Origin of the sequence: Arthrobacter sp. NA-172, assembly GCF_043952055.1 — a bacterium.
Classification (GTDB): Bacteria; Actinomycetota; Actinomycetes; order Actinomycetales; family Micrococcaceae; genus Arthrobacter.
This window is the reverse complement of record NZ_JBINOT010000003.1, coordinates 1000804-1020860: the sequence shown is the minus strand read 5'-3', so window position 1 is coordinate 1020860 and position 20057 is coordinate 1000804. Positions and strand designations below refer to the sequence as shown.

The window sequence follows — 20057 nt, the reverse complement described above, 5'->3', positions numbered from 1 at the left end:
GATGTGCTCTCCCTCGCCAAGGTATCCCCAAGAGTTTAGCAGCCGCGTCCCACCAAAGAGAAAACGGCCCCAGCCCAACTGGGTGAGTGGAGCTAGGCGTTGCCGTCGAAAAGGCTCGTGACAGAACCGTCGTCGAACACTTCGCGGATGGCGCGCGCAATCAAAGGCGCGATTGACAACACCGTGAGCTGCGGGAAGCGCTTGTCCGCCGGAATCGGGAGAGTGTTGGTGACAACAACCTCGCGGGCACCGGATTCGGCCAGGCGCTTGGCCGCAGGCTCGGAGAACACTGCGTGGGTGCACGCGATGATGACGTCCTTGGCACCGGCGTTCTTGAGGACCTGGACGGCGCCGGAGATGGTTCCGCCGGTGTCGATCATGTCATCGATCAGGACGCACGTACGGCCTTCGATCTGCCCGACGACGGTCTTCGAGACCGCCTGGTTCGGCACCGTCAGGTCGCGGCTCTTGTGGACGAACGCCAACGGCGCACCGCCCAGGCGCTCGGCCCACTGTTCCGCCACGCGGACGCGGCCGGTGTCCGGAGAAACAACAGTGATGTTGTCTGCTTCGACCTTGGTGCGGATGTAGTCGGCAAGCAGCGGGATGGCCATGAGGTGGTCCACCGGGCCATCGAAGAATCCCTGGATCTGGGAGGTGTGGAGGTCCACGGACATGATGCGGTCCGCGCCGGCAGTCTTGTAGAGATCCGCCACGAGGCGGGCGGAGATCGGCTCGCGGCCGCGGCCCTTCTTGTCCTGGCGGGCGTAGGGGTAGAACGGCGAGACGACGGTGATCCGCTTGGCCGAGGCGCGCTTCAGGGAGTCGATCATGATCAACTGCTCCATCAGCCAGTTGTTCAGCGGAGCCGGGTGCGCCTGGATGACGAAGGCATCGGTGCCGCGGACGCTCTCCGCGGAGCGCACGTAGATTTCACCGTTGGCGAAGTCGTAGGCGTCGATCGGCAGGAGTTCCGTTTCCAGTTCCTTGGCGATTTCCTGCGCCAGCTCGGGGTGCGCCCGTCCGGCGGCGAGAACCAATTTCTTCTCGCCGTGTGCGGTAATTTCGCTCATGCCTGTGTGCCCTCTTCTGTGGTTGCCGGAGTACTTGAGGAATCGGGGGTGGCGGCGGAGCCGGGCGCGGCGGCTTGGGCAGCCTGCGCCAGCTGGGCCGAGTTGCTGCCCTGGCGGTTGGCGATGACCCAGCCTTCAGCGTTGCGCTGAGGGGCGACGCTGAGGGTAAGGGCTCCGGCGGGAACGTCCTTGCGGATGATGGCTCCCGCTCCGCTGTAGGCGCCGTCACCAATTGTCACGGGGGCCACGAAGACGGTGTTGGAACCGGTCCGCACACCGGAGCCAATCACCGTACGGTGCTTCTTCTCGCCGTCGTAGTTGGCGGTGATGTTGCCGCAGCCGATATTGGTGTCCTCGCCGATCTCGGCGTCTCCGGCATAGCCGAGGTGGGAGAGTTTGGAGCCGCGGCCGATTGTCACGTTCTTGGTTTCGTAGAAGGCGCCGATCTTGCCGGTCTCCCCCAGTACCGTGCCCGGGCGCAGGTACGTGAACGGGCCCACGCTGGCCCCGGCACCGATGGTGGAACCTGAGCCGTGAGTGCGGGTCACCTTGGCGCCTTCGCCCACTGAAACGTCCGTGAGGGTCGTATCGGGGCCGACGACGGCGTCGCGCGCCACGGTGGTGGCGCCGTGGAGCTGCGTGTTCGGCAGGAGGCGGACGTCTTCATCCAGCGTGACCGTGGAATCGATCCACGTGGTAGACGGGTCAATGACCGTGACGCCGGCACGCATCCATGTCTCGATGATGCGGCGGTTGTGCTCGGCTCCGAGAGCGGCCAGCTGGATGCGGTCGTTGGCGCCTTCCACCTGCCAGCGGTCCTCGGTGACCACCGCGGCAACCCGGCCTCCGGCGTCGCGCGCTAGTTCGAGGACGTCCGTGAGGTACTTTTCGCGCTGGATGTTCTCCGTGGTGACTTTACGCAGCTGGGTGCGGAGGACCTCGGCGTCGAAAGCGTAGATACCCGAGTTGACCTCGCGGATGGAGCGCTCGGCGTCGCTGGCGTCTTTGTGTTCGCGAATGCCGAGCACGGTCCCGTCGTCGGCACGAAGAATGCGGCCATAACCGTTGGCGTTGTCGAGGATAGCGGTCAAGACCGTCACCGCATTGCCCTCGGACTCGTGCTTCGCAACTAGCTCAGAAAGAAGGGAACCGGTGAGCAAGGGGACATCGCCGTAGGTGACCACAACCGTTCCGTTGAGCTCGGCCTTCGCATCCAGGGCGTCGAGGGCTACTTCGACAGCACGTCCGGTTCCTGGAATCTCGTCCTGGTCCACGATGACGGCGTCGGGATCGATCAGTTCAATGTGCTTAGCGACGAGGTCCCGCTCGTGGCGCACCACCAGGGCCAGCTGCTGGGGATCGATGGAACGTGCGGCGAGGATGGCGTGGGCCACCATGGAACGCCCACCGATTTCGTGGAGGATTTTGGGAGTCCGCGACTTCATGCGCGTACCGGCTCCGGCGGCTAGGACGATTACAGCGGCGGGGCCAGTAGTATCGGGGCTCACGAAGTCGCTCTCCTTGCTCGGTTACGTCCGGGAGAACCCGGCTGCGGCATCTGCTCTATCCTACTCTTGCCGATTCACAGCCTTCCCCGCAGCCAATGGATAGCTTCGGGAGAGACGGTGCGTTCAGAGGGCAGTGCCGGCAGATCACCGACAAGTTCCGCCCATAGGATTCGAACCTATACTCCACGGCTCCAAAGGCCGGGGTGCTGCCATTACACCAGAGCGGACCGTGTGTTCGTGGCCCTTGCGGACGCCAGGCCCGCGGGGTTCCCGCTTGACCGGGTCGCACACACAAGAATCTAGTTTGCCATGACCGTTGCGTGTTCGCGACTTGGCACACTCCTGACCCCTTTTCGATGGTCCTCGCAGGCCCTTTCGAAGCCGCTTCAGGGTTGACATAAGGCATGATGGATGCGTGAGCAAGAGCACAGGAATACCGGAGCCTTCGGCCGGAACAGGGGTGATCACCCACCCGCCGGCAGCCCAGGTGGTGCGCGCCCGGATGACCGGGTCCCAGCGCCGTTCCCAGCTCATCGAAATAGGCCGGCGCCTTTTTGCCGCCCGCGGCCTGGACGCCACCACCATTGACGAAATCGCGGCGGCCGCCGGAGTGTCCAAGCCTGTGATCTACGAGCACTTCGGATCGAAAGAGGGACTCTACACGCAGGTTGTGGAGTTGGAATTCCGGATCCTGCTCGCAGCCATCAACGAATCCCTGGCCGCCGAAGCCAAACCACGCGTCCTGGTCGAACAAGCGGCGCTCGCTCTGCTTGGCTACATCGAAGAGCGGAGCGACGGCTTCCGGATCCTCATGCGGGATGCCCCGCCTTCCCAGCCCGAAGGGGCGTTTTCCACCCTGCTTTCCCATGTAGCGGACCGGGTGGAAAACCTGCTCGCCGACGAATTCTCCCGCCGCGGATTCAGCGCTGCCGACGGCGCCATGTACGCCCAGATGCTGGTTGGCATGGTAGCCATGACCGGCCAATGGTGGCTTGACCACCGGGAGCCGGACAAGCGCGCCGTCGCTGCGCACTTGGTGAACCTGGCATGGAACGGTCTGACGGGCCTGCAAAAAGAACCGGAGCTGCGGTCCGAAGGTTAGGGCTGTGGTGCGTGGTCGCCTCCGCGCTGTGGTGCGCGGTCGCCTCCGCGGTTTGCCGTGGTTGCCTCCGCGGCGCAACGGCCCTTCGCCGTCGCTTAGACACAGCGCATCGTGGCCATTCGGTCGCTGGGCGACCTCCCGGCCACGATGCGCCGCGATGCGCTCCTACCCGAAGGTCCGCAGCACCGCTCCTGCCTGGGGTCGCCGCTGCGCTGGTCCCCCGAAAGCCCGCAGCGCCGCTCCTGCCTGTGTCGCCATTGGGCTCGTCCCCGACGCCGAAGTGTCCGTTCGACACACAAAATCCCTGTCGACCCCGGAATTCGCGCGTCGGTTTTCTCGATCCGAGTCGACAGCACATTTGCGTGTCGAAATCGCCACAAACCAACAGCTTCCAACCGGCACACCGTTCCCCCCTTTTCACCCTGAGGCCTGGGGCGGCAGAGAAGTGAGCCGCCCGCTCACGTCGGAGGCGGTTCTTCCGAAAGGAGCGCATCGCGGCGCATCGTGGGCCGGAGGTCGCCCAGCGACCGAGGGCCCACACATGCGCCGTGTCTAAGCGACGCGGAAGAGCCGTCTCCGACTCCCGGCCCCCAGCGAGAACGCGCGAACGCACGCCCACCAGACTCAGGCGCCTACTCCCCCAAAGCCTCCGCCGCCTCAAGCCACTCGAGTTCGAGGCCCTCTTTTTCGTCGAGCAGTTCCTGCAGCTTGGTGTTCAGCTCGCCGAGGCCGTCGAAGTCGCCGGATTCGGACTTGGCCGCCATCTGGACGTGGAGCTTTTCTTCTTGTTGCGCGATCTTGCCCAATTGCCTGTCGATCCTGTTCAGATCCTTCCGAGCCTCACGCTTCTCAGCTTCGCTGGGCCCGGAAACGACGGCGCCTGAGCCGCTTGCCGCCGTCGGCCTGGCGCTCCCGCTCGACGCGCCGCCGGTCACCGCACCGCTCGCGAGCGCGGCCTCGCGCAGTTCCAGGTACTGGTCGACGCCGCCCGGCAGCCCGCGCAATTTGCCGTCGCCGAGAAGCGCCATTTGGGAATCCGTGACGCGCTCCAGGAGGTAGCGGTCGTGGCTGACGACAACCAGGGTGCCGGGCCAACCGTCCAGGACGTCCTCGACGGCGGCGAGGGTGTCGGTATCGAGGTCGTTGGTGGGTTCGTCGAGCATCAGGACGTTGGGCTCGCCTACCAACAGGCGCAGGAGTTGCAAGCGGCGGCGTTCACCACCGGATAGATCGGTGACGGGCGTCCACTGCTTTTCCTTCGTGAAGCCGAGCTGCTCCACGAGCTGGCCAGCCGTGAATTCCTTGCCACCCACACTAAAGGAGCGCTTCTCGCGTTCGATGACCTCGATCACGCGAAGGTCCGAAACGTCGTCGAGCTCCTGGACGTCCTGGCTCAGTACTGCGGTGACAACAGTCTTGCCGCGCTTGACCTTGCCGGAACTCGGAGTGATCTCGCCGTTGAGCAACCGCAGCAACGTTGACTTACCGGCACCGTTCACGCCAACCAGACCGAGCCGCTGCCCCGGTGCGAGGCGCAGGGTGACGTTGTCGAAGAGCTTCTGCCCGGCGATGCCGCCCTCGAAATCAAGGGAAACTCCTTCAAGGTCCAGCACGTCCTTGCCGAGACGGGCGGTTGCCATCTTGCTCAGGGCTACGGAGTCGCGCGGATCCGGGACATCGGAAATCAGTTCGTTGGCTGCTTCAATGCGGAACTTGGGCTTGGATGTGCGGGCCGGGGCGCCCCGGCGGAGCCACGCGAGCTCCTTCTTGACCAATTGTTGCCGCTTGCTTTCGACGACGGACGCGGTGCGGTCGCGCTCGGCGCGGGCCAACACGTAGGCCGCATAACCGCCGTCGAACGGGTCCACCATGGCGTCATGCACTTCCCACGTCCGGTTGCAGACTTCGTCCAGGAACCAACGGTCGTGAGTGACCACCAGGAACGCGCCCTGGTTGGCCCGCCAGCGGGTCTTCAAGTGCCGGGAGAGCCAGGCGACCCCCTCCACATCGAGGTGGTTGGTGGGTTCATCGAGCATGATGACGTCATGGTCTTCGATGAGCAGCTTGGCCAAAGCGACCCGTCGTTTCTGCCCGCCGGAGAGGGCATGCACGTTGGCGTGCCAGTCGACGTCGGCCACGAGGCCGCCCATGATCTCGCGGATTTTGGGGTTCGCAGCCCATTCGTGGTCGGCTTGGTCGCCGACGATCGCGGCCCCTACGGTGAGGTCGCCGTCGAGCACGTCAGACTGGTCCAGGTAGCCGACATTCACGTCGCCGCGCTTGGTCACGCGGCCGGAGTCCGGCGTCGAACGCAATGCCAGCAGGCGCATCAGGGTGGATTTACCGTCACCGTTGCGCCCGACCATACCGATCCTGTCGCCATCCTCCAAGCCAAGGGTTACGCCGTCGAGGATGGTGCGGGTTGCGAACGAAACGGTGAGGTTTTCACCGCCGAGCAGGTGGGCCACTGGGTACTACTTTCTGGTGGAAAGAGGGGAATCCGCTACTGAGCGAATCTTGGGGCGACTATTCGGGCGAGCCCGTCAAAGGAGGGTATCGGAGATGATCCGTGCACCGGGAACCGGGCCGTGAACGGCGAGGGCGTTGTGACCCAGGTGCCGCAGGTCCTCTGCAAGGCTCTCGGCGACCGCAGGGTTGTGTGCGAGCAAAGCCACCGTCGGGCCGGATCCGGACACAATTCCCGCGATGGCACCGTTCGACTCCCCCAGCCCGATAGTGTCCCGCAATTGCGGAGCCAACTCGATCGATGCGCGCTGGAGGTCGTTGATGAGGACCCTGCTCAGGGCGTCCGGATCGCCGTTGCGAAGGGCCTGCAGGATCTTGGCATCGACCTCGAGCGGTTCCGGGATGTCCAGCCCTTCGGCGTCCCTGAGCCTGTCCAGGGCATGGAAGACCTCGGGCGTTGAGAGTCCGTAATCGGCGCAAACCAGGACCCAGTCCATCTGCGCTTTCGCGAGGGCAGGTGACAGTTCGTCGCCCACTCCGAGCCCGACGGCGGTGCCCCCCAGGAGCGAGAACGGCACGTCCGCGCCCAACTCGGCTGCGAGATGGGCCAGTTCTTCGCGTGACAATCCGCTGTTCCAGAGGGCGTCGCACGCCAGGAGGGTCGCCGCGGCATCGGCCGAACCGCCTCCCATGCCCCCGGCTACCGGGACCCGCTTGGTGATTTCCAAATGCACGCCCGTGGCATTCTCCGAGACATCCCGCATGATGGCGGCTGCTTTGTAGGCAAGGTTCCGTTCGTCCAAAGGGACGTCCACCCCGTCAAGGTCCAAGGTGCTGGACGGGCTGATGCCGACCGTGATCCCTGAACCCTCGGTGCTCGTGGCAGCCACTTCCTCGTAGAGCGACACGGCAAGGTAAACGCTGGCGACGGAGTGGTATCCGTCCGGCCGCAAGGGCCCGACATTGAGGGAGACGTTCACCTTTCCGGGAGCCCGGGCACGCACTGTCCGGGCGACGAAGCGCCCACGGTTCGCAACGCTGATGACCGGATTCATGCGTCCAGGGGGTAGCGGGCCTCGGCGATGCGGATAAATCCGTTGATATCGAGGACCTCTCCGCGGGCGGTCGGATCGACGCCGGCAGCCACGATGAAACGCTCGGCCTCCGCGGCGCTCCCCGCCCAGCCCGCCAAGGCCGCGCGGAGCGTTTTGCGGCGCTGGGCAAACGCGGCATCGATGACGGCGAAAACCTGCTCGCGGGTAGCGTGCGTCTCCGGCGGGGTGCCGCGGGTGAAGGACACGAGTCCGGAGTGGATCTTCGGCGCCGGCCAGAAGACATTCATCCCGATCACGCCGGCTTTGCGCATGTGCCCGTACCAAGCGGCCTTGACCGAAGGGACCCCGTAGATCTTGGACCCAGGGCCTGCGGCCAGCCGGTCCGCCACCTCGTCCTGGACCATGACCAGCCCATGCTGCAGGCTGGGGAAATGCTGCAGAAGGTGCAGTACCACGGGCACCGCCACGTTGTAAGGCAGGTTGGCCACAAGGGCCGTGGGCTGCACAGGAAGTTCAGTGACCTTCATGGCGTCCGAGAGGACAAGGTGGAAATCGTCCGCCGCCTCCGGCCGCCAGCTACGGACAGTTTCCGGCAGCTTGCCGGCCAATACGGGATCGATTTCGACGGCGACAACTGTCTTTGCGGCGTCGAGCAAACCGAGCGTCAGGGAACCCAGCCCGGGGCCGACTTCCAACACGGTTTCCTGAGGGTCAATACCGGCCGCCGAGACGATCCGCCGGATGGTGTTGCCGTCAATGACGAAGTTCTGGCCCAAGGTTTTGGTTGGGCGGACACCGATTTCCTCGGCGAGCCGTCGGATGTCCGCAGCTCCCAGAAGGGGCGCGACGGCGGCGTGTTCGGAATTCGGTTCAGTCACCTAGGTATCGTATCGTCTGCGCGTGGGGCCGGGTCCCCTGGACCCGGCCCCACGCGTCTTGCTTAGCTGGAGTACTTAGCTGGAAGCTGCCCAGCCGCAACCCCACGGCCCAAGGCCTCGCGCTGCGTAGACGCGGTTGGCGATGTCGATTTGCTGGGCCTTGCTGGCCAAGGATGCGTTCGGGGCGTATGCGCCACCGCCGGAACCGATCCAGGTCTGGACGTCGAACTGCAGGCCGCCGTAGTAGCCGTTACCGGTGTTGATGGCCCAGTTTCCACCGGACTCGCACTTAGCGACCTTGTCCCACATGGCCTCGTTCGGCGCGCCGGTAGGTCCGGAGGCGACGGCCGCGGCGGGAGCGGCGGGAGCCGGCTGCGGACGATCCTTGGTTCCGACCGTCACCTTAGCGGAGACCGGCTGGACCGTGACGTCAGAGGAGACCAAGGTCCGGGAAGCCTCACGGCCGTCTACCAGGACGAGCTTGAACGTCTTGCTGAGCAGCCCGAGGACACCTTCTTGGGTGACCGTCTTCTGGTCCTTGAACTGGGCGGGGTCCTGTGTGGTGACGGTATCGAAAGGCACGTTTTCCGTCTCGGTGGCAGTCTTGCTGGTGTCCACGCGGGAAACCTTGATGACCATGTTCGCGACAACAGGGGCTGAGTTGGGCTGCGATACGCGGTCGTTCGGGCCGAGCGCGACGCCGGCATCGCTGAGGATGGTGCCGACATCCGGCGCCGTCGTGGTCTTCGAAGAGCTCTGCCCGTCCACAATCAGACTGACGGTCTTGGGGGTCAGGATCGAGACGAACGATCCGGAAACTGCCAACTGAGTGTCTTTGGGCTGGGAAACAGCCGAGGCGCTCGCAACGCCGAGCTCGGAGACGAGCCCTTCGACGTTGGGGGCCGTGGTGTTGACCGTGCGCTGGGCGCCGTCAAGGCTGACAGTGACGGCCTTGGCCAGGTTCACGTTGATGATGGAGCCGTTCTGCACCGAAGTGCTCAAGGCCGGGGAAACCCGGTCTTCAGCCTTCAGATCGACCTTGGCTGCCTTGACCACCTGGTCAACGGTGCCGCCAAAGGTCTGGACGGAACTCACTTTGCCGTCGACGTTGAGGGTGACTGACTTGTTGTTGCCCGTGAAGGCAACCACCCCGAGCACCAGTGCCGAAAGCACCAGCAGCTGCGCACCCACTTTGACGAAACTGAACTTGCCGTCCGTGGTGAAGAACTTAACCATGTTTGCCCGTAACTTTTAGACCATCCGGGCACGGGGAAAAGCGCACAGGAGTCTCCTGCTGCGGCCCGGAATGCAGGCCGAAGCCATGCAGGAGGACTGCAGCGGAGTGATGCGCCGCCACACTCAATTCAACTGAAAACGCCAATTGCGAACGGAGTTAGTTTTCCGAAGGCCTTCCCCGACCCCGGCTACTGGTTACCCACTGTAACCGAAGCGTTATAAAGTGGCCAAGAATTTTACATACCGGGTATGTAACTTAACTTCTGCTCAGTCCCACGATCCATACGTTGCCACCGTGTTTTGGGCAAGCTGCGAGCACAGCGCGGAAAGCTCGGTTCCGGTCACGTCAGCCATGGAACGAACGGTGTAGGGCACCATGTAGCTCGCGTTCGGACGGCCCCGGTAGGGATGCGGAGTCAGGAACGGAGAGTCGGTTTCCACGAGTACGAGTTCCGGGTCCGCGATGGCCAATGCGTCCCTCAAATTCGCCGCGTTCTTGAAGGTCATGGTGCCCGCAAAGGACATGTACCAGCCGTTCAAATTGCAGATCCGTGCCAATTCCTCATCGCCGGAGAAGCAATGGAACACCACCCGCTCAGGGGCACCCTCTTCGCGAAGAACCTGGACGACGTCGTCATGCGCATCGCGGTCGTGGATCTGGAGGGTGAGATCGAGCCTCTTCGCGATGTCGATGTGACGGCGGAAAGAATGGCGCTGGTGGACCAGGCCGTCGCCCTGCGTGCGGAAAAAATCCAGACCGGTTTCGCCGATGGCGCGGACCCTCGGATGGGCCGCCAGTTCTTCGATCTCCGCGAGCGCCGATTCCAGTTCCCCGCGGCCAGCGTAGGCCGGAGCGTCGTTCGGATGGATGGCAACAGCCCCGAGGAGACGCTTGTCCATGTCCAGCGCCTGGACCGTGAATCGCGACGATTCAAGGTCGCAACCCACCTGAACCGCCCCCTGGACACCCACGGCTTCGGCCGCGTCCAACGCATCCGCAACAGCAATTTCGAGCAGGCCGTGCCGGAAGTCGAGATGCGTGTGGTTGTCCATCACAGGAACCGGCAGCGGCTCGGGAGCCGGCGGGTATTCCTTGCGTGAATCTCCGCTTTCAGGAGCCTGGTACGGAGCCGGCGGGAGGGAATTGCACATGCTTCCACCTTATCTTTCCCTCCGGTGTCCTCCCGTGCGGACTGCGCCTCTGTCTGAGGCGGCCCTTGGCTGGGTAGTCTGGTACAAAGGGCGGTATATCCGGTCAGGCACCGCTGCCGGGCTGAGGGGCTGTCATGGCTGAGGGGTTGTCCATGGATTCAAAGCGACACGATACCGTTGATGAGCCATTCCTGCGGGAAGAAGCTGTTGTTGTAGCCCTTCCAACCGAACGGGAGTCCTTGAACGGGCACAAGCCGCCGGTCATGGATCCCGCACAGTTCCACGCTGCGAGCGAGAAGATCCTCGCGGCCATCAGCCAAGTCATCGACGGCAAGGCCGAAGCGGCCAAGCTTGCTTTGACCGTGCTGCTCGCCCAAGGCCACCTTCTCGTGGAGGACGTGCCGGGGGTCGGCAAGACCTTGCTGGCCAAGACTCTCGCCCGCGCCATCGATTGCAAGGTCAGCCGGATCCAGTTCACCCCTGACCTCCTTCCCTCCGATGTCACGGGTGTCTCCATCTACAACCAGTCATCCCGGCAGTTCGAGTTCAGGATGGGGGCGGTATTCGCCAACATCGTGATTGGCGATGAGATCAACCGTGCCTCGGCCAAGACCCAGTCCGCCCTGCTCGAATGCATGGAGGAACACCAGGTGACGGTGGACGGCCATTCCTACCAACTGTCTGAGCCGTTCATGGTGGTGGCGACGCAGAACCCCATTGAAATGGAAGGCACCTATCCCCTGCCGGAGGCCCAGCGGGACCGGTTCATGGCACGGATCTCCATGGGCTACCCGGACAAGCTCTCAGAGATCGAGATGCTCGAGACCCATCAGGCGGTCTCCCCCCTTGCTAAAGTCACGCCAGTGGTCACCGCCTCCGACGTGGCAGCCATGATCGCCACAGTCCAACAGGTCTTCGTCTCCCAATCCGTCAAGGAATACACGGTAGCTCTGGGCCGGGCCACTCGTGACAGCGCCCGCCTGCGTCTCGGAGCCAGCCCGCGTTCCCTCCTGCAGCTGCTGCGGGCGGCCAAAGCGACTGCCGCCCTTGACGGTAGGGATTTCGTCCTCCCGGACGACGTCATCACCGTGGCTGAATCAGTGCTGGCCCACCGCATCATCCTTGACCGCAAAGCTGCCAGTTCCGGCGACACTCCGCAGAGCATCGTCCGGGCGATCCTGGCGTCCCTCCCGGTGGTCCATGACGCTGGCGCGGAACGCCGAGGCAGCTAGGAAATCAAGGGAGGGGGCACGAATGGCACTGATAGATCTACTTCCCAAGCATCTGTTCACCACCCGGGGCTGGGGGCTGCTCGCCAGCGGGGCGGGCTTCCTGCTGCTGGCACAGGTCATGGGCAGGCGCGACCTGCTCGCGCTAGGCATTTTGTTGTTGGTACTGCCGCTGATATCCCTTGCCGGGGTCCGCGTCCTGAAACCGCGCTTCCAAGTGTTCCGCGAATTCAATCCGTCTTCCGTGGAAACGTCCTCCACGGCAACGGTGCGGCTGGCGGTGGCACGGACCGGCGTAGGCATGGGCCCGGTGATCATGGAAGAGCAATTGCCTCCTCGATTCGGTGAGCCTCCGGCTTTTCGGTTTCCGGCCCATACGTCCTCGGGCGGCACCAGCCGGTACGAATACCATTTGCGCTCTGGAAAGCGCGGACAGTTCAGGATCGGGCCGGTGACCGCCGAGTTCTGCGATCCGTTTGGCTTGTCCTTGCACCGGCACGCAATCGACGACGGCGACATCCTCACGGTGACGCCTGCCGCCGTCGAGCTTCCCGCGACGGGCCTTGCGGGCGCCCGCGGAAACGACGGTGTGACCGCCACCCGGATCCGTGCGAATCCGAGCGATGACGATGTCATGACCCGCGAGTACCGGCACGGCGACCCCATGCGGCGCGTGCACTGGGCCGCGACGGCGCGGCACGGGGAACTCATGGTGCGGCAGGAGGAATCCGTGACCACACCCGAGGCGACCATCATCATGGACCAGCGGTACTCCGCCTTTGTGTCCGGGTCCGGAGCGGTCTTCGGCCCGGCCCACGAGGATTCCTTTGAACTGCTCAGCAGCGAGAACTTCGAGTGGGTCGTGACGGCGGCCATGTCGATCAGCGCCCACCTCGCCGACCGTAATTATTCACTGCGTTTCCTTGATGCTGCCGGGCATCCCGCATTCCGTGGATCCCGCTCTGCGCCCTTCCCGGAAACCGAAGAGTTCAGCGGTTTGGGCGGCCTGCAATCCATCGCCGAAAGCCTCGCCGCCATTCAGCTGGGCGGTCCGCGGCATGTCCATGGCGAGCGCCGCAAAGAGACAACGGGCGTCGTGGACGGCACGGAGGCGCCCTTCGATGACCATCTGATGGACAAACTCGCAGCACACCGCTTGCGCGGACCGGTTCTTGCGTTACTCGGCAATATGTCTCTCGCCGAGGCACGTGCGTTGGCGCCCGCCGCGGGCTACGGCGCCAATGCTTTCGCGTTGATGGTCACCGATCATCCGCACCACGTCCAGCCCGCGATCGAAGCCCTGAAGCTGGGGGGCTGGCGGGCCGGTGCCGTCAATTCGAGAACGGATCTTGCCGTCGCGTGGGCAGGTTTCGATCAGGGAGAAATCCTCGCTGCAGCTGCAGCAGCGATGGACGTCAGGCGCGGCGCGGCGGTGCCGCGATGACCACAACGTCCCGGCATGAGTTCCCACAAACACCGGGTCCGGAGCCAACAGGCACGGGCGGGGCCTCCCTGCGAGGCCCCGGAAGGGCGCCGCGCCTCCGGAAACCGGGGCCCGGACCTTATCCGTGGGCCATGTCGACGGCCATAGCCATTGCGGTAATGGGCACGGCGCTCTCGCTCAACGGAGTCTTCCGAGGCTGGGCGTGGCTGGTTCCTGCGATCACCACGGTGTGCACGGTCGCATTGACACTGGCTGTCCTTCGTGCCCTGAGGGTGCGGCCGTTGCTCACCACTTTCGGCGGACTCGTCTCCCTCGTCTTCATCCTGGCCTTTCACGTTCTTCCGCCCGCAAAGCATCGCGGGCTTCATCCCCTCCGCCGCAACCCTTGATGCGCTAGGCCAATTCCTCAAACGCGCCGGTGAAACGGTGGTTTCGGAGACTGCGCCGGTCTCCCCCAACGCAGGAATAGTGTTTGTCGCGTGCGCGAGGCCTGGGCCTGGTGACTGTCCTCATTGATGCCTTGGCGGTCGCGCTTGGCATGCCCGCAACCAGCGGCCTGGGCCTCCTCGCCATCCTCGTATTCCCGGCCATCATCAAGCCGCAAAGCGTGGGCCTGCCCGGCTCCCTTGCCGCCGCCGTCGGCTTCGTCTTGATCCTGGGTTGCAGCCAATGGTTCGCACCGGATTCCCGGCTGCAGACCGAAAGTGCGCCCGGCAAAGGACAGCTCAGACGGTTGGCGGTGATCGGCGGCGTCGCCCTTGTCCTCGGGCTGCTGTTGCCTTTGGCGGTTCCCGGCTTCGAGCGCGGAACGTTCCCGGTGGGCTCGAGGTTGAACCCCTGGGGGCTTCCAATGGCCTGAACCCCATGATCACCCTCGGCAACAGCCTGCGGAATCCCTCCGGCGATGGCCGCATCACGTACGCTACGAGTTCCACCGCCCCTCTGTACCTGCGCTCCGTCACGATCGACAAGTTCGACGGCGACACGTGGGCCCCGGACGATCGTGAAGCCTCCCGACGGGTCGGACCGGGCCGCATGGCGCCGGACTACGCGCTGCCCTCTGAGCTTGCACGCCAATTAACGGTGATTGATACCGGACAGTTCACGAGTCCCTATTTGCCCGCTCCGTATGCCCCGACGGCCGTGAACGGGCTGAGCGGACGCTGGTCATGGGACCCCACAACACTCAGCCTCCGTGGCGAGGACACCACCACACGGAACCAGCAATACACGGTGTATTCGGCGCTGCCAACCCTGACGTCCGCGGAATTGAGCCAGGACAATGCCCGGCCCACGTCCATCTCCCAGGACTTCATACAGTTGCCCAGCAATGTTCCAGACATCGTCCGGAACACCGCCAAAACGGTCACGAGCGGCGCGAATGGCAACTACGCCAAGGCGATGGCGATCCAGAACTACCTACGCTCCACACAGTTCACCTACTCCCTGCAAGCACCAGTCCAGGGCGGTTATGACGGCAACGGCATGTCCGTGCTGGCAGATTTTCTCAACCAGAAGAGCGGCTATTGCGTGCACTTCGCCTCCGCCATGGCAGTGATGGCGAGGTTGGAGGGAATCCCCAGCCGCATCGCCGTCGGATATGCCCCGGGGCACTCCACCGGGACCACCGTGGCCGTGGCCGGGCAGGAGCCTTTGCCGGAGTACGAAGTGGATGCCCGCGACGCCCACGCGTGGCCGGAACTCTATTTCGAGGGTTACGGTTGGGTGGCCTTTGAACCGACCCCGTCACGCGGCGTCGTTCCGCCCTACGCCTCGGAACCCGCTGCTGCGGGCGCCCCGACCACCAACCTGCACGACGAAAACCTGACCCCGGGTTCCGCGACTCCGCAGCCCAGCACTTCGGCAGTACCGCACCTTGCGGGGCCGGGGGTTGGATCTGGCAAGGGCACCGATTCCTGGACTTTCCTGTACGTCGCCGCCGTCGTGCTCCTCCTGGCGGCACTGACGGCCTCCCCACGACTGATCCGCACCGGCATCCGGGCACGGCGCCTGAAGCCGGCACGGACTGGAAAGGCCCGTTCCGGAGCCGCCGGGGGTCTCGCTCCACCGGCGGACGGCCCTGTCCTGGCATGGGCCGAGCTGCAGGACCTTGCCACCGACTACGGCGTGCCACCCGTGTCCAGCGAAACGCCCCGGCACTTTGCGGCCAGATTGCGCGGCTCAGCTGCACTCGGAGGCCCGACGGCGGCTGCGGCGCCGTCGGGAACCGCCGACGACGCCGGCCAACTCGCCGTCGTATCCCTCACCGGAGAATTCGAGAGGCAGCGCTACGGTCCCCCGGCTGCTTCCGCGGCAGATTCTCCGGCGCCCCGGATCGCCGCCGTCCGGAGCGCATTGCGGCGCAACGCCTCGTGGTTCACGGCCTTCCGTGCGGACTGGTTCCCACCATCCTTGATGTCCAGGTGGTTTCAGGTGGTCTCGTCACCGTTCCGCTGGAGGCGTCGAGGTTAGTCGGCGTTAGTCGGCGTAAGGATCCGCGATGCCGACGTACTGCGTGTAGAGGTATTCCTCGATGCCTTCGGAGCCGCCTTCACGGCCCAGTCCGGACTGCTTGACGCCGCCAAAGGGCGCTGCGGCGTTGGAGATGACGCCGGCGTTGAGGCCGAGCATGCCGGTCTCGATCTTTTCGCTGACACGCAGCCCGCGGTTCAGGTCCCTCGTGTAGACGTAAGCAACCAAGCCGTATTCGGTGTTGTTTGCGAGTTTGATGGCCTCGTCTTCGCTCTTGAAGGTCACGATCGGCGCCACCGGCCCGAAGATCTCTTCCTTCAGGATGCGGGCATCCGCGGACACGTTCTTGAGCACCGTGGGCTGGTAGAAGTAGCCGGGGCCATCCACCGGGGCACCGCCGGTCACGGCAACTGCACCGTTGGCGACGGCTTCGGAGACGAGAGCATGAACACCGTTGCGGGCCTTGCCGTCGATCAGCGGGCCAACCGTGGAGTCCGGCTCGGTGCCGCGGGCCGTGTTGAGCGCGGCAATCTTGGCAGCGAACTTCTCGGCGAAGGAATCGGAGATGGAGTCGTGCACAATGAAGCGGTTGGCTGCCGTGCATGCCTCGCCCATATTGCGCATCTTGGCTGCGACGGCGCCTTCCACGGCTTTGTCCAGGTCGGCGTCTTCGAACACCACGAAGGGTGCGTTGCCGCCGAGTTCCATGGAGCTGCGCAGCACCTTGTCCGCGGCTTGGCGCATCAGGGCCTGGCCGACGGCGGTGGAACCAGTGAAGGAGATCTTGCGCAGGCGGTCGTCGTTGATGAGGGGCCCGGTGACTGCGCCGGCCGTGGAGGTCTGGATAACGTTGAGCACGCCAGCGGGGAGGCCGGCTTCCTGCATGACCTGGGCGAAGAGCAAGCTGGTCAGCGGAGTCAGGTTGGCGGGCTTGAGCACCATGGTGCAGCCGGCGGCGACAGCCGGGGCAATCTTGCGGGTGGCCATGGCCAGCGGGAAGTTCCACGGGGTGATCAGCAGGCACGGTCCAACCGGCTTCTTCTGGACCAGGATGCGGTTCTTGCCGTCCGGTGCTGCGGAGTAGCGGCCGCTGACGCGGACGGCTTCCTCGGAGAACCAACGAAGGAACTCGGCGCCGTAGGCTACTTCGCCGCGGGCTTCAGCCAGGGGCTTGCCCATTTCCAACGTCATGAGCAGCGCAAAATCCTCGGCTCGTGCCGTGACCAGCTCGAATGCGCGGCGAAGGATTTCGCCACGTTCGCGCGGAGCGGTGCGGGCCCAGGCGGCCTGGGCTCCGGCGGCAGCGTCCAGCGCGGCGGCACCATCCTCTGCTCCGGCGTCGGAGATGCTCATCAGCACCTTGCCCGTGGCGGGATCCTCGACGTCGAACGTCTTCCCGGACGCCGCAGGCAGCCACTGGCCGTTGATGAGCAGCCCCGTGGGAACGGAGGCGAGAAGTTCGCTTTCGCGATCGGCGGTAACAGTCACAATGACTCCTTCGTCAGTTGATGCACTTTTGTAGGGATGCACCAACGCTTGATTTTGTGGAATTACTGCCACGGTACTGCCCGTCTCGAAGCAGTGTCTACGCCTTCGCGCACTGCCGAAAGAACTCGAGTTTGTGCAGTTGCACAGCCTCGGCCTGGAGGGGGCCGAGCACGCCGCGAGCACCGCCCTAACGCGCTGCTAGCACGGCCCTAACGCGCTGCGAGCACCGCTGAGTACAACTCACGCTTGCTGATGCGGACATCCTCGGCCACGGCGGCCACCGCTTCCTTGAGCCTGACGCCCTTGGCCACGAGTTCATTGACCGCAGCGACGTGGTCTTCAGGCTTGCCCGGCGCCTGTTCGGGCGCGCCGGCCACCACCACGGCAATCTCGCCGCGAACCTCGTTGTTTTCTGCCCATTCGAGGAGTTCCCGGACGGTTCCCCGGATGACTTCCTCGTAGGTCTTGGTCAATTCGCGGCATACCGCGATCCGACGGTCCGCGCCGAAACGCTCGTACAGGGCGCGGAGCATGGGCTCAAGGCGGTGCGGCGCCTCGAAGAACACCATGGTTCGGCGCTCTGTGCCCAGGTCCGCAAGCCGGGAACTGCGTTCGCCGGCCTTGCGGGGCAGGAATCCTTCGAAGCAGAAACGGTCCGTGGGCAGCCCCGAAAGCGCCAAGGCAGTCAACACGGCAGACGGGCCGGGAAACGCTGTGACGAAAAGTCCGGCGGCAACAGCGCCTTCCACGAGGCGGAAGCCTGGATCGGAGACCGCAGGCATTCCGGCGTCGCTCACCATGATGATGGTCTTGCCGGCCCTGACGTGATCCAGGAGTTCCTCGGTCTTGGCTGCCTCGTTGTGCTCGTGGTAGCTGATGACCCGGCCGGACACCGTGATGCCCAGCGAATGGACCAAGCGATGCAGGCGCCGGGTGTCTTCTGCAGCAACGATGTCCGCTGTCTGCAACAACTCGATCAGCCGGCTGGAGGCATCGCCCACATTTCCGATGGGGGTGGCGGCCAGCACGATCCGGCCCACGCCGTCGGCAACCGGGGGGAGCGCCTGCGTCTCCAAGGGCTCCGCCGAAGCAGGATCGATGGCTTCATCCGGGGAGCTCAGCTGTTCAGTCACCCATCCAGCCTAGTGCCCCGGCGCAACGTGCGGGACTGCTTCCCGGGTGCGCGCGCGACTGCTTTCCGGCGTCCGGGGTGCCGTCAGGGAGCTATCGGGGGCAAAAGGCAGCATGGGCTGAGTGACCCGATACCACCGTGCGCCCCGCCCCGCAGACCTGGTTGACCCGGCCTCGCGAGGCGTTCACCGCCGAGGCCCTCCGTACACGGCTCATTGGAAGCATCCAGAGTTGGCGTGACTATCCACCGTCCTTGAGGCTGTGGTTCTGGCTGATCCCCACCATCACGGCCGTCATCGGCGGGATTCTGCGCTTCGTCCGCCTCGATGCCCCGCACAGCCTCGTGTTCGACGAGACGTATTACGTCAAGGACGCCTATTCGATGCTGCTCAGCGGATACGAACGGGCCGTGGCCGGACAAAGCCAACGATGCCTTCAACGCCGGCAACCCCAACGTCCTGCTCAATTCCCCCGAATATGTGGTCCATCCGCCCGTGGGAAAGTGGATGATCGCGTTCGGGATGTGGCTCTTCGGTTCGGACAATTCATTCGGCTGGCGATTTTCCGCGGCACTGACGGGCACCCTCTCGATCTTCCTGATCGCGTTGATCGCCTTGAAGCTGTTCCGCTCACACATTCTGGGCGCGGTCGCGGGGCTGTTGCTCGCCGTCGACGGCCACCACCTGGTCATGTCGCGCACTTCCCTTCTGGACATCTTCCTGATGTTCTGGCTGCTCGCCGCGTTCGGCGCCCTGTTGATGGATCGCGACGACGGCCGCCGCCGTCTGGCGGCACGGCTCGCGGCGCTGGCGGGTACGTCGAAGGACGGGCGGCCGACGCCGACGCAACTCGCCTCCGGGCCGTGGCTCGGATTTCGATGGTGGCGCCTGGCGGCCGGTGTTTGCCTCGGCTTGGCGGTAGGCACCAAGTGGTCGGCACTGTTCTTCGTTGCTGGTTTTGGCTTGATGACGGTCTTATGGGACATGAGCGCACGCCGCATCGCCGGCATTCGGAGTTGGCCCAGCTCCGCGATCATCAAGGACGGGGTGCCGGCGTTCTTCACCATGATCCCCGTAGCGGGAGCCGTGTATTTGTCCACGTGGACCGGTTGGTTCCTTTCCAAAGACGCGTACTACAGGCAATGGGCAGAATCGAATCCGTCTGCCACGTGGGGGTGGATTCCCGGACCGTTGCGCTCACTTGCTTACTACCACATGGAGGCCTACAACTTCCACCAAAGCCTCAGCTCGCCCCACCCTTATCAATCGAGTCCGTGGAGCTGGCTGGTCATGGGACGGCCCACGTCGTTCTACTACGAGTCCCCCAAGGCCGGAACGCCGGGCTGCGACCTCCCCAGCTGCACCTCGGCCGTCCTATCGGTCGGCAACCCGGTGGTCTGGTGGGGTGCGGCCATTGCACTCTTCGTGGTGCTGTTCTGGTGGGCGGGACGGCGCGACTGGCGGGCGGGAGCCATCCTGGCAGGGGTTGCGTCGGGCTATCTGCCGTGGTTCATGTATCCGGACCGCACCATGTTCTACTTCTATGCGCTCTCCTTCGAACCCTTCCTGGTGCTTGCCCTCGTCTACGGGCTGGGGCTCGTGCTCGGAAAGAGCGACGCTCCCCCGTGGCGCCGCCGTTCCGGGCTCTACGTTGTGGGCCTTGTGGTGGTTCTTGCCGTGCTGTTGTCGGCGTTTTTCTATCCGGTGTGGACAGCTGAAGTCATCAGCTACCAGGACTGGCGCATGCGTATGTGGATGCCTTCGCTGGATCTGAGTCGCTGATTCTGCGAACAAGAAAGCGTCCCCCGGGAACATCCGTTCCCG

15 protein-coding genes, 1 tRNA gene and 1 pseudogene are annotated in these 20057 nt (G+C 64.6%); 7 read left to right on the top strand and 10 right to left on the bottom strand.

Translation table 11 applies throughout. The features are described 5' to 3' along the window. Window positions 1-92: 92 nt before the first annotated feature. The 3 genes from ACF0H6_RS18890 to ACF0H6_RS18880 form a co-directional block, all read right to left on the bottom strand. The gene (locus ACF0H6_RS18890) at window positions 93-1073 is read right to left on the bottom strand and encodes a ribose-phosphate diphosphokinase (RefSeq protein ID WP_395251001.1); all 981 of its coding nucleotides are present in this window, start codon (window positions 1071-1073) and stop codon (window positions 93-95) included. Continuing rightward, window positions 1070-2581 (bottom strand): bifunctional UDP-N-acetylglucosamine diphosphorylase/glucosamine-1-phosphate N-acetyltransferase GlmU, encoded by a 1512-nt coding sequence (glmU, locus tag ACF0H6_RS18885; RefSeq protein WP_395251000.1) that lies wholly within the window; start codon window positions 2579-2581, stop codon window positions 1070-1072. Before glmU ends, ACF0H6_RS18890 begins: the two co-directional genes overlap by 4 nt. Before the next feature lie 155 nt (window positions 2582-2736). Then, window positions 2737-2808: transfer RNA gene (locus ACF0H6_RS18880), tRNA-Gln, on the bottom strand. A 275-nt stretch (window positions 2809-3083) separates the two neighbouring features. Here ACF0H6_RS18880 and ACF0H6_RS18875 point away from each other — a divergent pair. Next, a complete protein-coding gene (locus tag ACF0H6_RS18875) occupies window positions 3084-3683 on the top strand; it encodes a TetR/AcrR family transcriptional regulator (RefSeq protein WP_395251363.1) in 600 nt (199 codons plus the stop codon). A gap of 632 nt (window positions 3684-4315) precedes the next feature. Here the strand turns inward: ACF0H6_RS18875 and ACF0H6_RS18870 are convergent. The 5 genes from ACF0H6_RS18870 to ACF0H6_RS18850 all read right to left on the bottom strand — a co-directional run bounded on the left by ACF0H6_RS18870 (window position 4316) and on the right by ACF0H6_RS18850 (window position 10470). After that, window positions 4316-6151, bottom strand: coding sequence for an ABC-F family ATP-binding cassette domain-containing protein (locus tag ACF0H6_RS18870; protein WP_395250999.1), 1836 nt, complete (start codon window positions 6149-6151; stop codon window positions 4316-4318). Window positions 6152-6226: 75 nt separating this feature from the next. Next, window positions 6227-7204, bottom strand: coding sequence for a 4-(cytidine 5'-diphospho)-2-C-methyl-D-erythritol kinase (locus ACF0H6_RS18865; RefSeq protein ID WP_395250998.1), 978 nt, complete (start codon window positions 7202-7204; stop codon window positions 6227-6229). Then, window positions 7201-8082, bottom strand: a complete 882-nt coding sequence (rsmA, locus tag ACF0H6_RS18860; RefSeq protein WP_395250997.1) for a 16S rRNA (adenine(1518)-N(6)/adenine(1519)-N(6))-dimethyltransferase RsmA — start codon at window positions 8080-8082, stop codon at window positions 7201-7203. The genes ACF0H6_RS18865 and rsmA overlap by 4 nt, the downstream gene beginning before the upstream one ends. A gap of 75 nt (window positions 8083-8157) precedes the next feature. Then, window positions 8158-9318: a ubiquitin-like domain-containing protein gene (locus tag ACF0H6_RS18855; protein ID WP_395250996.1), complete on the bottom strand. Its 1161-nt coding sequence runs from the start codon at window positions 9316-9318 to the stop codon at window positions 8158-8160. 267 nt (window positions 9319-9585) lie between these two features. Beyond that, window positions 9586-10470, bottom strand: a complete 885-nt coding sequence (locus ACF0H6_RS18850; protein WP_395250995.1) for a TatD family hydrolase — start codon at window positions 10468-10470, stop codon at window positions 9586-9588. 152 nt (window positions 10471-10622) lie between these two features. Between ACF0H6_RS18850 and ACF0H6_RS18845 the strand changes: the two genes are divergently transcribed. From ACF0H6_RS18845 to ACF0H6_RS18825, 5 genes are all read left to right on the top strand, one after another. Next, window positions 10623-11702, top strand: a complete 1080-nt coding sequence (locus ACF0H6_RS18845) for an AAA family ATPase (protein WP_395250994.1) — start codon at window positions 10623-10625, stop codon at window positions 11700-11702. A gap of 22 nt (window positions 11703-11724) precedes the next feature. Further along, window positions 11725-13143 (top strand): DUF58 domain-containing protein, encoded by a 1419-nt coding sequence (locus ACF0H6_RS18840; RefSeq protein WP_395250993.1) that lies wholly within the window; start codon window positions 11725-11727, stop codon window positions 13141-13143. A gap of 131 nt (window positions 13144-13274) precedes the next feature. Beyond that, window positions 13275-13532, top strand: coding sequence for a hypothetical protein (locus ACF0H6_RS18835; RefSeq protein WP_395250992.1), 258 nt, complete (start codon window positions 13275-13277; stop codon window positions 13530-13532). An 83-nt stretch (window positions 13533-13615) separates the two neighbouring features. After that, complete coding sequence (locus tag ACF0H6_RS18830) at window positions 13616-14002, top strand: DUF3488 domain-containing protein (RefSeq protein ID WP_395250991.1); 387 nt, start codon at window positions 13616-13618, stop codon at window positions 14000-14002. Between the two features lie 5 nt (window positions 14003-14007). Then, a complete protein-coding gene (locus ACF0H6_RS18825) occupies window positions 14008-15615 on the top strand; it encodes a transglutaminaseTgpA domain-containing protein (RefSeq protein WP_395250990.1) in 1608 nt (535 codons plus the stop codon). Window positions 15616-15621: 6 nt separating this feature from the next. Here the strand turns inward: ACF0H6_RS18825 and ACF0H6_RS18820 are convergent, their stop codons facing one another. Both ACF0H6_RS18820 and rsmI read right to left on the bottom strand, forming a co-directional pair. Then, window positions 15622-17103, bottom strand: a complete 1482-nt coding sequence (locus ACF0H6_RS18820) for an NAD-dependent succinate-semialdehyde dehydrogenase (protein ID WP_395250989.1) — start codon at window positions 17101-17103, stop codon at window positions 15622-15624. Window positions 17104-17312: 209 nt separating this feature from the next. After that, window positions 17313-18179 carry a 16S rRNA (cytidine(1402)-2'-O)-methyltransferase gene (rsmI, locus tag ACF0H6_RS18815; protein WP_395251362.1) on the bottom strand — a complete coding sequence of 289 codons (867 nt, stop codon included), beginning with the start codon at window positions 18177-18179 and terminating at the stop codon, window positions 17313-17315. Window positions 18180-18373: 194 nt separating this feature from the next. Between rsmI and ACF0H6_RS18810 the strand changes: the two are divergent. Next, window positions 18374-20015: pseudogene (locus ACF0H6_RS18810) on the top strand (dolichyl-phosphate-mannose--protein mannosyltransferase). Window positions 20016-20057: the final 42 nt, after the last annotated feature.